The following is a 14126-nucleotide window of genomic DNA, read 5'->3' on the forward strand; positions in this document are numbered from 1 at the left end:
AGGTAAGCGGAGGCCGGCGCGGGAGGACAGGCAGTGGACTTCACCTTCACCGAGGAACAGCAGGCCGTGGTCGAGACGGCCGAGGCGCTCTTCACCGACGTCGCGCCGGACGGGGTGCCGAGTCCGGCCCTCACTCCGGGTGCCGTCGCCGAGGACCTCGACCGCGCCCTGTGGTCCAGGCTCGCGGACGCCGATCTGCTCGGCCTGCTCATCGACGCCGAGTACGGCGGCGTGGGCCTCGACGCCATCGCCCTGTGCCTGGTGCTCCGCGAATCCGCGAAGGTCCTCGCACGGGTACCGCTCCTGGAAAGCAGCGCCGCCGCCGCACTCGTACAGACCCATGGCGGCGACGAGCTGAGGCAACGGCTCCTCCCCCGGGCCGCCCGTGGGAGGCTCGTCCTGACCGTCGCCGCCAACGGCCGCACCGGCCACGGCCCTGCCGAGCTGGCCGTCTCAGCCCGGCGGGACGGCGACAGCTGGCTCCTGGACGGACTCCAGACGGCCGTGCCCTGGGTGCGGAACGCCGACCTCGTCGTCGTACCCGCCCACACCGCCGAGGGCCGCACCGTCCTCGCCCTGGTCCCCCGCGTCCACGACGGCCTCAGCCTGGCCGAGCAGTACTCCACCAGCGGCGAGCACCTCGGCGAGCTGCGCCTGGAGGCAGTGCGCGTCGCCGCGTCCGACGTCATCGAGGCCGACGGCGCCTGGGACCGGCTGCGCGACCTGCTCGCCACCGGCACGTGCGCGCTCGCCCTGGGCCTCGGCGAAGGCGTCCTCCGTATGACAAGTGAGTACGTCAGCAAGCGCGAGCAGTTCGGCCACCCGATCGCCACGTTCCAGGCGGTCGCCGTGCAGGCCGCCGACCGCTACATCGACCTGCGCGCCATGGAGGCCACCCTCTGGCAGGCCGCCTGGCGCATCGCCACGGGTGCGGACAGCGCGCTGCCCACCACCGGGGACGTGGCCGTCGCCAAGATCTGGGCGTCCGACGGCGTACGAAGGGTCGTACAGACGGCCCAGCATCTGCACGGCGGCTTCGGCGCCGACACCGACTACCCCCTGCACCGCTATCACGCCTGGGCCAAGTACCTTGAGCTCTCCCTCGGCCCGGCAGCGGCGCACGAGGAAGCGCTGGGCGACCTGCTGGCCGCCCATGCGCTCGGCTGAACCAGCGGGAGGTGGACGTACCAGGGCCTACACGACGGTGCCCGGCGCGCCCTTGTCGTCGACGACCGGTCGCCCGGCGGCCTGCCAGGCCTCCATGCCACCGGCGACGTTCACCGCGTCGATGCCCTGCTGCCCCAGGTACATGGCGACCTGGGCGGAGCGCCCGCCGGACCGGCAGATGACGTTGACCTTGCCGTCCTGCGGCGCCGCCTCGGTCAACTCCCCGTACCGGGCGACGAACTCACTCATCGGGATGTGCAGCGCGCCCTCGGCGTGGCCCGCCTGCCATTCGTCGTCCTCGCGGACATCCAGCAGAAAGTCGACGGGCGTGAGGTCATCGACGCCGACCGTGGGGACATGAGTTCCGAAAGCCATGCCCCCGACGCTACCCGACCGATGCCGCCCCGCGGGCGCGCCTGCGCGACGGACCGCGGATGCCCGCGCAGCGGGCTGTGGACGCGGCTACGCGCTCAGCCGCTCCAGCTCCGCCTCGCGCTCGGCGACCTGCGCGAGCAGCCGCTCGGCGATCTCGTCGAGGAGCGCGTCCGGATCGTCGGGCGCGAGACGCAGCATCCCGCCGATCGCGCTCTCCTCCAGATCCTTGGCGAGGACGGAGAGGAGTTCCTTGCGCTGGGCGAGCCATTCGAGCCTGGCGTACAGCTCCTCGCTGCGGGTCAGCCGCTGCTCCTCGGGCACCGGCCCCGCGGCCCACTCCTCGGACAGCTCCCGCAGCAGCGCCTCGTCGCCACGGGCGTACGCGGCGTTGACGCGCGTGATGAACTCCTCGCGCCGCTGCCGCTCGCCCTCCTCCTGCGCCAGGTCCGGATGCGCCTTGCGCACCAGCTCGCGGTAGAGCTTGCGGGCCTCCTCGCCGGGGCGCACGCGCTGCGGAGGCCGCACCGACTGGTCGGTGAGCATCGCGGCGGCCTCGGGGTAGAGACCCTCGTCGTCCATCCAGCCGTGGAACAGCTCCTCGACACCCGGCATCGGCATCACCCGCGCCCGCGCCTCTTCCGCCTTGCGCAGATCCTCGGGGTCGCCCGTGCGGGCCGCGGTGGCCTCGGCGATCCGTGCGTCCAGCTCGTCGAGGCGCGCGTACATCGGGCCGAGCTTCTGGTGGTGCAGACGCGAGAAGTTCTCGACCTCCACCCGGAAGGTCTCCAACGCGATCTCGTACTCGATCAGCGCCTGCTCGGCGGCGCGCACGGCCCGTTCGAGCCGCGCCTCGGGCCGCTGATCCGCCTGCTCCTCGGCCCGCTGGTCCGCCTGCCCCGCACGCCGCTCTTCGGAGCGCGCCCTGAGCCGCTCCTTGAGCTGGTCCTTGAGCCGCCCTTCTGGGCCCGGCTGCCCGGACTCCTCGCCGGGAGTCTCAGGCGTCTCGGGCTGCGTCGGCTCGGCTTCCGGGATCGTCACTCGTCCAGCGTAGGGCACCAAGTGCCCCGCCCCCGAAGCACGGCCGGTCCGTTCCCCCGGACAGCCTGCCCGGGCCCGCTCACCACCCGCTCAAGAAGCCCTCACACCCCCACCTCAGCTGCCACCTGCCCCTCCTTGACCGCCCGCACCAGCAGCGCGTGATCCGCCTCCGTACGGTCCGCGTACGCCGTCGCGAACCGCGATATCGCCACGTCCAGCTCGTCGCTCTTGCCGCAGTACCCCGCTATGAGGCGCGGATCGGCGCTGTGCGCATGGGCGCGAGCCAGCAGCGCGCCGGTCATGCGGCCGTAGTCGTCGATCTGGTCGGCGGTCAGCGCCACCGGGTCCACGCTGCCCTTGCGGTTCCTGAACTGGCGTACCTGAAAAGGAGACCCGTCCACCGTCGTCCACCCGAGCAGGAAGTCGCTGACGACCTGCATCCGCTGCTGGCCGCGCACCACCCGCTGCCCTTCGTGCGCGGTATCGGGCACCTTGAAGCCCGCCACGGGCAGCTGCGGCAGCAGCGCGGAGGGCCGCGCCTCCTTGACCTGGAGCACCAGCGGCTCGCCCCGGTGGTCGAGCAGCAGCACCACGTACGACCGCAGGCCGACGCTGCCGGTGCCCACTATGCGGAACGCGACGTCCTGGATCGCGTACCGCCCGAGCAGCGGCAGCCGGTCCTCGGTCAGCGTGCCCAGATACTCCTCCAGCGCACCCGCCACCGAGGCGGCCTCCGCGTCCGGCACCCGCCGCAGCACGGGCGGGGCGTCGACGAAGCGCCGCCCCACGGAACCGTCAACGCCCTCGACCCGCTCCGTCGACTTCGCGGCGAACCGGGCGCTCGTGTTCTGCCGCGCCTTCGCCGCGACACGCTCCAGCGTGCCGAGGAGGTCACGCGCGTCCGTGTGCGAGACCAACTCCTCGTCCGCGATGGCGTTCCACGCGTCCAGGACGGGGAGTTTCGCGAGCAGCCGCATGGTGCGTCGATAGGCCCCCGCCGCGTCCAGCGCGGCAGCCGTGCAGACAGCCTCGCTCGCACCCGCCTCGCGGCCGGCGAGCACCAGGGAGGTGGCCAGCCGCTTGAGGTCCCACTCCCAGGGGCCGTGCACGGTCTCGTCGAAGTCGTTGAGGTCGATGACGAGGCCGCCCCGCGCGTCCGCGTAGAGCCCGAAGTTCGCCGCGTGCGCGTCCCCGCAGATCTGCGCGCCGATGCCGGTCAGCGGGGCGCGCGCGAGGTCGTACGCCATGAGTCCCGCGGAGCCCCGCAGGAACGCGAAGGGAGAGGCGGCCATCCTGCCGACCCGAGCTCGGCACGCCTGCCGCGGTTCGCCTCCTTCACGGCCGCCACGGGGCCAGGGCGTCCCACACCCGCCTCGAACCGCGCGTGCGCCGAGCGAGGCACCCGCCCTCGCAGCGCCTTGCCGTCGCTCTTGGGCGATCCCTGCGCGGGCCACGCCGCGAACCCCGTCACCCGCGGAAGCCGCGCGTCCGCCCCGCGCCCGGCCCCGAGCAGCCCACCCGCCCCGGCCTCACCCAGCTCCGCCATGCCCATCGCCCCCGCCGACCGTCACCGAACCCGGCCTCGAAAGTACCGCCGCGCACCGATCCCCGTCAGAGCCTGTGGACAACCGCGGTGACATACATCACCGCCCCCGCTCCGAGCAAGCCACCCGAGCAGGCCACCAGCCGTCCACGGACACAAAAAGAAGCGGTCCTCCTCCGGACTTTCGTCCGGAGGAGGACCGCTTCCTCATGGTGCGCGAGGGGGGAGTTGAACCCCCACGCCCTTTCGGGCACTGGAACCTGAATCCAGCGCGTCTGCCTATTCCGCCACCCGCGCATTGGGTGTTGCCTTCGGGCTCCCCGCCGTGTGGGGCGAGCGCCTGCCGACATCCAGAAGATTAGCACGCTGCGGACGGTGGATTCACATCCGTATTCGGGGGGCACCTGCCAAGGGATCCGCCCGCAACACTCCCGTACGCGCACAGGAACGGACCGGGACCGGGACCGCTCCGCCCACCGGGCCCACCGGGCTCGCCGAGGTCCGCAGCCAGGTGCGGGACACTGGCTTGGGACCCCCTCTACGATCCCTGGTAAGAGGAGACTCGAGCAGGCGTCCCGAGCCACTTCCCGGAAGGGTTTACGGATCCGGAAATCAGGGCCTCGTCAGGGGTGCTGGGAGGATCCCTGGGGCCTGGTGCGGGCATGCCTTGTGAGAGGCGACACTCGTCGACCGGGCGAACAGGGGGAACCAGCCGATTTCCCGGCGCGTGGATACGATCAGTAAGCAGTACCAGGATGACTACGACGGAGGAGGTGCCCCATGGGAGTCCTGAAGAAGTTCGAGCAGCGACTCGAAGGTCTGGTCAACGGCACCTTCGCCAAGGTGTTCAAGTCCGAGGTCCAGCCCGTCGAGATCGCCGGCGCCCTCCAGCGGGAGTGCGACAACAACGCGACGATCTGGAACCGCGAGCGGACGGTCGTCCCCAACGACTTCATCGTGGAGCTCAGCGCGCCCGACTTCGAGCGCCTGAGCCCCTACTCCGGACAGCTCGGCGACGAGCTGTCCGGCATGGTGCGCGACTACGCCAAGCAGCAGCGCTACAGCTTCATGGGCCCCATCAAGGTGCACCTGGAGAAGGCCGAGGATCTCGACACCGGCCTGTATCGCGTCCGCAGCCGCACACTCGCCTCCAGCACCTCGCAGTCTCCTGAACGCGCCCCCGCGGGCCCCGGCTCCGCAGGCCCTCGCCCCGGCGGCACCGGCCCGGGTTCCGGCGGTCCCGGTTCCGGTGGTGCCGGTTCCGGCGGTCCCGGTTCCGGTGGCCCCGCGGCTCCCGGCCGTGGCGCGGGCGGCGGCTATGGCTATCCGCAGCCGCCCTCCGGAGCCACCGGCGGCGCTCCCGGCGGGGCACCTCCCATGCCTGCCGCACCGCCACCCGGCGCGAGTCGCCCAGGCGGTCAGTCCACGGCAGCGAGCAGGCCCGCGGGGCCCGGTGCCGGACCTCTTCCGGGCGCCCAGGTGCGGCGCTGGATCGAGATCAACGGCAACCGCCATCAGATCTCCCGCCCGACGCTGGTGCTGGGTCGCAGCACCGACGCCGATGTGCGGATCGACGACCCCGGCGTATCCCGCCGGCACTGTGAGATCCGGACCGGAACGCCCTCGACGATCCAGGATCTCGGGTCTACCAACGGCATCGTGGTAGACGGGCAGCACACCACCCGCGCTACGCTCCGCGACGGCTCGCGGATCGTCGTGGGCCAAACCACCATCGTTTACCGGCAAGCCGAAGGGTGAAGCGGGGGCAATGTCAGAGCTGACCCTGACGGTCATGCGGCTAGGTTTTCTAGCTGTTCTGTGGCTGTTCGTGATCGTGGCCGTCCAGGTCATTCGCAGCGACCTGTTCGGAACACGCGTCACACAACGCGGTTCCCGGCGCGAGCGGCCGCAGCAGGCCGCCCGCCAGCAGCAGGCCGCACCAACTCCGCCGCGCCAGCAGCAGGGCGGTGGCGGCCGCCAGCGCCGCGGCGCCCCCAGCAAGCTGGTCGTCTCCGAGGGCATCCTCGCGGGGACGACGGTCGCCCTGCAGGGGCAGACCATCACGCTGGGCCGTGCGCACGACTCGACGATCGTGCTGGACGACGACTACGCCTCCAGCAGACATGCCAGGATCTACCCGGACCGTGACGGCCAGTGGATTGTCGAGGATCTCGGGTCCACCAACGGCACGTATCTCGACCGGACCCGACTCACCACCCCGACGCCCGTTCCGCTGGGCGCGCCGATCCGCATCGGCAAGACCGTCATCGAGCTGCGGAAGTAGTGCTACGTCATGAAAGAGCGCGAGCGGAGCGAGCGAGCCGAAGCGGCTGTCCAGGCACTGGACGCCGGCGCGCTCCCGACCGGAGGGTGGGCACCGTGCGGATGTACCCGGAGCCGACGGGCGAGGTGCGCATGAGTCTGTCTTTGCGCTTCGCCGCCGGATCGCACAAAGGCATGATCCGGGAGGGGAACGAGGACTCCGGTTACGCCGGCCCCCGTCTCCTCGCCATCGCCGACGGCATGGGGGGCCAGGCGGCGGGCGAGGTGGCGAGCTCCGAGGTCATCTCGACGCTCGTCACGCTCGACGACGACGTCCCCGGCTCCGACATCCTGACGTCGCTCGGCACGGCTGTGCAGCGGGCCAATGACCAGCTGCGGCTGATGGTCGAGGAGGACCCCCAGCTGGAGGGCATGGGGACCACCCTGACCGCCCTCCTGTGGACGGGCCAGCGCCTCGGTCTCGTACACGTCGGCGACTCGCGCGCGTACCTCCTGCGGGACGGCGTGCTCACGCAGATCACGCAGGACCACACCTGGGTGCAGCGCCTCGTCGACGAGGGCCGCATCACCGAGGAAGAGGCCACCACCCACCCGCAGCGCTCCCTGCTGATGCGCGCGCTGGGCAGCGGCGACCACGTCGAGCCCGACCTCTCCATCCGTGAAGTCCGCGCCGGCGACCGGTACTTGATCTGCTCGGACGGCCTCTCCGGAGTCGTCTCGCACCAGACCATGGAGGACACGCTCGCCTCCTACCAGGGCCCGCAGGAGACCGTGCAGGAGCTGATCCAGCTCGCACTGCGCGGCGGCGGCCCCGACAACATCACCGTGATCGTCGCCGATGTCCTGGACATCGACAGCGGCGACACCCTCGCCGGCCAGCTGTCCGACACCCCCGTGGTGGTCGGCGCGGTCGCCGAGAACCAGCTCCAGGCGCAGGACGACGGCGCCATGCAGACGCCCGCGGGACGCGCCTCCGGCCTCGGCCGCCCGGTGCCGCCGCAGACCTCTCATGGGCAGGGTGGCGGCTTCGGCCCGCCCGGCAGCGGCGACACCACGGGGTATGTCCCCGAGGGCGGCTTCGGGGCGTACGACGACGAAGACTTCGTGAAGCCCGGCGGCGGCCGCAAGTGGCTCAAGAGATCCCTCTACACAGTGCTCGCGCTCGCCGTCATCGGCGGCGGGCTCTACGGCGGGTACCGCTGGACGCAGACCCAGTACTACGTGGGCACGAAGGACAGGCACATCGCGCTCTACCGCGGCATCGACCAGGACCTGGCCTGGGTCAGTCTGTCGAAGGTCGAGAAGGACCACCCCGAGATCGAACTCAAGTACCTGCCGCCGTACCAGCGCAAGCAGGTCGAGGCCACCATCGCCGAGGGCAACCTCGACGAGGCCAAGAGCAAGATCAAGGAGCTCGGCCTCCAGGCCTCGGCGTGCAAGAAGGACGCCGAGCGCCGCGAGGTCGAGCGCGAGAACAACGCCAGGACCGGTGAGGGCGAGGCGGGCGGCACGACCGGCCTGACCAAGGCCCCGGGCGACGACCCCACCACGAACCCGTCGTCGGACCCGACCGGCAAGAACGACAAGAACAGCACGACCGACAAGAACAAGTCCAAGACCGCACCGACTCCCACACCCGGCCCCAGCCTCTCCGAGGATGAGCAGAAGCTGGTCCCGCTGTGCGGTAAGCAGTAAGCAGCCGTTGGGGGCCTCTGCACGCCATGAGCAGTACTACACACACGTCGACGATCGGCGCGATCGGGGCGCCGAGCCGGCGCAACACCGAGCTCGCGCTGCTCGCTTTCGCGGTCGTCATTCCGTTGTTCGCCTACATCAACGTCGGCCTCGCGCTCGACGGTGAACTGCCGTCCGGCATGCTCGGCTACGGCATGGGGCTCGGCCTCCTCGCGGGCGTCGGCCACATCGTCGTACGCAAATTCGCGGCGTACGCGGACCCGCTGCTGCTGCCGCTGGCGACGGTCCTCAACGGACTCGGCCTTGTCGTGGTCTGGCGGCTCGACCAGTCGGAGAGGCTGCAGAATCTGGCCAAGGCCCAGTTCGACGCCTTCAGCCCGTCGGCTCCAAACCAGCTCATGTACTCCGCGATCGGCATCGCGCTCTTCGTGGCCGTACTGGTCTTCCTCAAGGACCACCGCGTCCTGCAGCGCTATACGTACATCTCGATGGTCGGCGCGATCGTCCTGCTGCTGCTGCCGCTCGTGCCGGGTCTCGGCCAGAACATCTACGGCGCCAAGATCTGGATCCGGGTCGGCGGCTTCTCCATCCAGCCAGGTGAGTTCGCGAAGATCGTCATCGCGATCTTCTTCGCCGGCTATCTGATGGTGAAGCGTGACGCGCTCGCGCTGGCCAGCCGCCGCTTCATGGGCCTGTACCTGCCGCGTGGCCGCGACCTCGGTCCGATCATCGTCGTCTGGGCGATCTCGATCCTGATCCTGGTCTTCGAGACCGACCTCGGTACGTCGCTGCTGTTCTTCGGCATGTTCGTCGTGATGCTGTACGTCGCCACGGAGCGCACCAGCTGGATCGTCTTCGGTCTGCTGATGTCCGCCGTCGGTGCCGTCGGCGTGGCCTCGTTCGAACCCCACGTACAGCAGCGTGTGGACGCCTGGCTGAACCCGTTCGCCCCCGAGACGCTCCAGCAGACCGAGCAGATCGCCCAGTCCCTCATGGCCTTCGGCTCCGGCGGTGTCCTCGGCACCGGCCTCGGTCAGGGCAACTCCGACCTCATCGGCTTCGCCGCCAACTCCGACTTCATCCTCGCCACCTTCGGCGAGGAGATGGGTCTGGCCGGTGTGATGGCGATCCTGCTGATCTACGGCCTGATCGTGGAGCGCGGCGTCCGCACGGCGCTCGCCGCCCGCGACCCGTTCGGCAAGCTCCTCGCGATCGGTCTCTCCGGGGCCTTCGCCATCCAGGTCTTCGTCGTCGCCGGCGGCGTCATGGGCCTGATCCCGCTGACCGGTATGACCATGCCCTTCCTGGCGTACGGCGGTTCGTCCGTCATCGCCAACTGGGCCCTGGTCGGCATCCTCATCCGGATCAGCGACACCGCGCGCCGTCCCGCCCCGTCCCCCGCCCCGAACCCCGACGCCGAAATGACCCAGGTGGTCCGACCGTGAACAAGCCCCTGCGCCGGATCGCGATCTTCTGCGGGCTGCTCGTCCTCGCCCTGCTCGCCCGGGACAACTGGCTCCAGTACGTCCAGGCCGACACCCTGGCCAAGCACGAGAAGAACCGCCGCGTCACCATCGAGCGCTACTCCCAGCCGCGCGGCGACATCATCGTGGACGGCAAGCCCATCACCGGCTCCAAGGCCACCCCGGGCAGCGACCTGAAGTACAAGCGCACCTGGAAGGACGGGCCCATGTGGGCCCCCGTCACCGGTTACTCCTCGCAGCGCATCGGCGCCAGCCAGCTGGAGAGCATCGACGACGGCATCCTCACCGGCAACGACGACCGGCTCTTCTTCCGCCGCACGCTCGACATGCTGACCGGTGAGAAGAAGGAGGGCGGCAATGTCGTCACGACCCTCGACTCCGCCGCGCAGAAGGCCGCATACGACGGTCTGAAGGGCCGCGGCAAGGGCGCGGTCGCCGCGATCGACCCCTCCACGGGCGCGATCCTGGCGCTGGCCTCCACGCCTTCGTACGACCCCGGTGACTTCGCGGGCAACACCAACGACGAGGCCCAGAAGTTCCTCGACCTCGACAAGAGCAAGGACAAGCCGCTGGTCAACCGCGCGCTGCGCGAGACGTACCCGCCCGGCTCCACCTTCAAGGTGGTCACGGCCGCGGCCGCCCTTGAGCACGGCCTGTACGACGACATCGACGGCAAGACGCGCTCGCCACTGCCGTGGGTCATGCCGAACACCACGACGCCGCTGAAGAACGAGGGGAACATCCCCTGCAAGAACGCCACGCTGCGTGAGGCGCTGCGGGTCTCCTGCAACACCGTCTTCGGCAAGATCGGCTCCGATCTCGGCAAGGACAAGATGCTGGAGACGGCGAAGAAGTTCGGGTTCAACTCCGAGCAGTTCGTTCCGGTCCGCTCCAACGCCTCCCACTTCCCCGAGGACATGGACAAGCCGCAGACCGCGCTGTCCTCCATCGGCCAGTTCGAGACCGCCGCGACGCCCCTGCAGATGGCCATGGTCGCCTCCGCGATCGCCAACGACGGCACGCTCATGGAGCCGTACATGGTCAGCGAGCTGCAGGCGCGGAACCTGGACGTCATCGAGAAGCACTCGCCCAAGGAGATGAGCGAGCCGCTCTCGAAGGAGAACGCCCAGAAGCTCCAGGAAATGATGGAGACGGTCGTCAACGAAGGCACCGGAACCATGGCCAAGATCCCCGGCGTCACTGTCGGAGGCAAGACGGGCACCGCGCAGCACGGCGTGGCGAACAGCAAGAACCCGTACGCCTGGTTCATCTCGTACGCCAAGACGGACTCCGGGTCGCCGGTCGCCGTCGCCGTGGTCGTGGAGGACAGCGACGCCGACCGGGGTGACATCTCCGGTGGCGGGCTCGCCGCCCCCATCGCCAAGGACGTGATGGAAGCGGTCATCAAGAGCAAGAAGTGACGCCCGTCACGGCCACTCCACATCGGTGCACGTTGCGGTACCGGTCCGGTATCGGCTGACGGTCGCGTCCGGGTCACGCAAGTCGAGCCGGGTACGGTATGCCCGGACAGCACACCGCCGGACCACACAAAGGTGCGGTCGGGGACCGACGGAGAGGGCTGGATTAGCTATGGAAGAGCCGCGTCGCCTCGGCGGCCGGTACGAGCTGGGCCAGGTGCTCGGCCGCGGTGGGATGGCGGAGGTCTACCTCGGGCACGACACCCGCCTCGGACGCACCGTGGCGGTGAAGACGCTGCGGGTCGACCTGGCCCGCGACCCGTCGTTCCAGGCCCGGTTCCGCCGTGAGGCCCAGTCTGCCGCCTCGCTCAACCACCCGGCGATCGTCGCGGTCTACGACACCGGCGAGGACTACGTCGACGGGGTCTCCATCCCGTACATCGTGATGGAGTACGTCGACGGCTCCACGCTGCGCGAGCTGCTGCACTCCGGCCGCAAGCTGCTGCCGGAGCGGGCCATGGAGATGACGATCGGCATCCTCCAGGCCCTGGAGTACTCCCACCGCAGCGGCATCGTCCACCGTGACATCAAGCCCGCGAACGTCATGCTGACGCGCAACGGCCAGGTCAAGGTCATGGACTTCGGCATCGCCCGCGCCATGGGCGACTCCGGCATGACGATGACGCAGACGTCCGCGGTCATCGGCACGGCCCAGTACCTCTCGCCCGAGCAGGCCAAGGGCGAGCAGGTCGACGCCCGTTCCGACCTGTACTCCACCGGCTGTCTGCTCTACGAGCTGCTCACCGTGCGGCCGCCGTTCGTCGGCGACTCCCCGGTCGCGGTCGCCTACCAGCACGTACGTGAGGAGCCGCAGGCCCCGAGCGTCTTCGACGGAGAGATCACTCCGGAGATGGACGCCATCGTCCTGAAGGCCCTCACCAAGGACCCCGACTACCGCTACCAGTCGGCCGACGAGATGCGCGCCGACATCGAGGCCTGCCTGGACGGCCAGCCCGTCGCGGCCACCGCCGCCATGGGCGCGGTCGGCTACGGCGGGACCGACGGCTACGGGGCCGACCAGCAGACCGCGATGCTGCGCCCGCAGAACGGCGGCGGCCAGACGTCCATGATGCCGCCGGTCAACCCCGACGAGGGGGGTTACGGCGACGAGGGCGGCCACGGCCGCCGCCAGAAGAAGAGCAACACGTCGACGTGGCTGCTCATCCTCGCGGGCGTTCTCGTCCTGGTGGGAGCGATCCTCATCGGGAAGTGGGCGGTCAGCGGGGACGGCGCCGACGCGCCGATGAAGGCGCCGAAGCTCATCGGCGAGACCGAGAGCGAGGCGAAGGATTCGGCCACGAACTACGGCCTCAAGTTCGCGGTCGGCGATCGCAAGGCGTGTGCCAAGTACCCGAAGGGTGAGGTCTGCGATCAGGATCCCGCGGTGGGTGCCGAGGTCGAGAAGGGCGACACCATCACGGTGACCGTCTCGACCGGCTCGCCGAAGATCCTTGTCCCGGATGTGCAGGGCCTGAGCTACGAAGAGGCCGAGAAGCAGCTGGAGGCCAAGGGCTTCACCGACATCGAGAAGGAGCTGCAGGAGTCCGATCGGACTGCCGGCAAGGTCATCGACCAGGACCCTCCGGGCGACAGCAGGATCGAGAAGAGCGAGACCATCACGCTCACCGTCGCCCAGGAGAAGAAGCTCACCCCGGTCCCCGACGTGACCGGCCTCGACTACGCGGCCGCCGAGAAGCAGCTCAAGGCCAACGGCTTCGCGGCCGAGAGGACGGATGTCGCCAGCGACGACGTCGACGAGGGCAAGGTCATCAAGACCACGCCCACCGCCGGCACGTCCGCGGAACCCGGCTCCACCGTCAACGTCCAGGTCGCCAAGGCCCCCGAGGAAACCACCGTCCCGCCCCTCACCGGCCAGAAGCTGAAGGACGCCCGTAAGGCCATCGAGGACGCCGGTCTTTCGGTGGGCACCATCACGGGTCCGCAGGACGACGACTCCCTCGTGGTCTTCTCCACACCCGGCGCGGGCGAGAAGGCGGCCCCCGGCACGGCGGTCGACCTGACCACCGCGGGCGGCGGCAACGGCAACGGCGGGAACGGCGGCGACGGCGGGAACGGCGGGAACGGCGGTGGAGACGACGGCGGCGGCTTCATCGGCGGCCTGTCGCAGCGCGACTCCCACCGGGACTCGCACTGGGGCTCGAACCGCGACGAGGACTGAACCGGCTCGTCAGGCTCCATGAACAGAGCCCCGGTACCGCTGAGCGGTACCGGGGCTCTGTCGTCACTGTCACAAGCCGGAGACCACTACTGTCACAAGCCGGAGACCACTACTGTCACGAGCCGGAGGTCACTTCAGCTCCGCCGGCGGCGTCCTCTCGCTGTCGACCTTCTCGACCCGCTCCAGCTTGCCCCACACGACGTAGCGGTAGGTGGAGGTGTAGACGGGCGTGCAGGTCGTCAGCGTGATGTAGCGGCCCGGCTTCTTCGCGCCCGATTCCTTCGGGATGGGGTCCAGTACCTTCACGTTGTACTTCGAGGTCGACGGCAGCGTCTCGTACACCTTGTAGACGTACCACTTGTCCCGCGACTCGAAGACGATCGCGTCGCCCTTCTTGATCTTGTCGATCTTGTGGAACTTCGCGCCGTGCCCGTCGCGGTGCGCGGCCAGCGTGAAGTTGCCCTTCTTGTCCTGGGGGAGGGCCGACTTGATCGGTTTCTTGTAGTAGCCCGCGATGCCGTTGTTGAGGTGCTTGCTGTCCGTGCCCGGCTTGACCAGGATCTCGCCGTTGCCCATCGCGGGTACGTGGAGGAAGCCGATGCCGCCCTTGGTGTCGACGCTGCCCGGGCCGGCCGCCCAGTGGTCGCGCACCCGGTCGCCCTGTTTGTGCGCCTCGCGGTCGGCGACGACGTTCGTCCACCACAGGGAGTAGGCGACGAAGAGACCGAGGACGAGGCCGGCGGTGATGAGGAGTTCGCCGAAGACGCTGACCGCCGTGGCGATGGGGCCGCGGCCCCGGCGTCGTGGTGCGGGCGAGGGAGCGGGTGTCTCGACCTGCTTCTCGTCGTCTTCGGTCGTGGCTGCCACTGGTTCTGCCCCGTTCT

At 69.8% G+C, this 14126-nt stretch carries 10 protein-coding genes, 1 tRNA gene and 1 pseudogene; 7 read left to right on the plus strand and 5 right to left on the minus strand.

Features of this window, described 5'->3' with window-relative positions; translation table 11 throughout:
- Positions 1-33 precede the first annotated feature (33 nt).
- On the plus strand, positions 34-1167 hold the full coding sequence (locus tag ACWDZ7_RS20845; RefSeq protein WP_451798774.1) for an acyl-CoA dehydrogenase family protein: 1134 nt from the start codon (positions 34-36) through the stop codon (positions 1165-1167).
- Positions 1168-1194: 27 nt separating this feature from the next.
- Here the strand turns inward: ACWDZ7_RS20845 and ACWDZ7_RS20850 are convergent, their stop codons facing one another.
- The 4 genes and pseudogenes from ACWDZ7_RS20850 to ACWDZ7_RS20865 form a co-directional block, all read right to left on the minus strand.
- On the minus strand, positions 1195-1542 hold the full coding sequence (locus ACWDZ7_RS20850) for a rhodanese-like domain-containing protein (RefSeq protein WP_451798776.1): 348 nt from the start codon (positions 1540-1542) through the stop codon (positions 1195-1197).
- 87 nt (positions 1543-1629) lie between these two features.
- Positions 1630-2373, minus strand: a complete 744-nt coding sequence (locus ACWDZ7_RS20855; RefSeq protein ID WP_451798967.1) for a hypothetical protein — start codon at positions 2371-2373, stop codon at positions 1630-1632.
- A 308-nt stretch (positions 2374-2681) separates the two neighbouring features.
- Positions 2682-4126 (minus strand): annotated as a pseudogene (locus ACWDZ7_RS20860) (DUF2252 domain-containing protein).
- A 207-nt stretch (positions 4127-4333) separates the two neighbouring features.
- A tRNA-Leu gene (locus ACWDZ7_RS20865) sits at positions 4334-4420 on the minus strand.
- A 483-nt stretch (positions 4421-4903) separates the two neighbouring features.
- Here ACWDZ7_RS20865 and ACWDZ7_RS20870 point away from each other — a divergent pair.
- The 6 genes from ACWDZ7_RS20870 to pknB all read left to right on the plus strand — a co-directional run bounded on the left by ACWDZ7_RS20870 (position 4904) and on the right by pknB (position 13242).
- Positions 4904-5881, plus strand: coding sequence for an FhaA domain-containing protein (locus ACWDZ7_RS20870; RefSeq protein WP_451798778.1), 978 nt, complete (start codon positions 4904-4906; stop codon positions 5879-5881).
- Between the two features lie 10 nt (positions 5882-5891).
- Positions 5892-6407, plus strand: coding sequence for an FHA domain-containing protein FhaB/FipA (locus ACWDZ7_RS20875; RefSeq protein ID WP_451517196.1), 516 nt, complete (start codon positions 5892-5894; stop codon positions 6405-6407).
- Positions 6408-6538: 131 nt separating this feature from the next.
- The gene (locus ACWDZ7_RS20880) at positions 6539-8101 is read left to right on the plus strand and encodes a Stp1/IreP family PP2C-type Ser/Thr phosphatase (protein ID WP_451798779.1); all 1563 of its coding nucleotides are present in this window, start codon (positions 6539-6541) and stop codon (positions 8099-8101) included.
- A gap of 26 nt (positions 8102-8127) precedes the next feature.
- The gene (locus ACWDZ7_RS20885) at positions 8128-9546 is read left to right on the plus strand and encodes an FtsW/RodA/SpoVE family cell cycle protein (protein WP_451517198.1); all 1419 of its coding nucleotides are present in this window, start codon (positions 8128-8130) and stop codon (positions 9544-9546) included.
- On the plus strand, positions 9543-11006 hold the full coding sequence (locus ACWDZ7_RS20890) for a peptidoglycan D,D-transpeptidase FtsI family protein (protein WP_451798781.1): 1464 nt from the start codon (positions 9543-9545) through the stop codon (positions 11004-11006). Before ACWDZ7_RS20885 ends, ACWDZ7_RS20890 begins: the two co-directional genes overlap by 4 nt.
- Positions 11007-11175: 169 nt before the next feature.
- Entirely contained in the window at positions 11176-13242 is a 2067-nt protein-coding gene (pknB, locus tag ACWDZ7_RS20895; protein ID WP_451798783.1) for a Stk1 family PASTA domain-containing Ser/Thr kinase, read from the plus strand.
- 129 nt (positions 13243-13371) lie between these two features.
- Here the strand turns inward: pknB and ACWDZ7_RS20900 are convergent, their stop codons facing one another.
- The gene (locus tag ACWDZ7_RS20900; protein WP_451798784.1) at positions 13372-14109 is read right to left on the minus strand and encodes a class E sortase; all 738 of its coding nucleotides are present in this window, start codon (positions 14107-14109) and stop codon (positions 13372-13374) included.
- Between the last annotated feature and the right edge of the window lie 17 nt (positions 14110-14126).

The sequence above is a fragment of the Streptomyces sp. NPDC003032 genome, assembly GCF_053591415.1.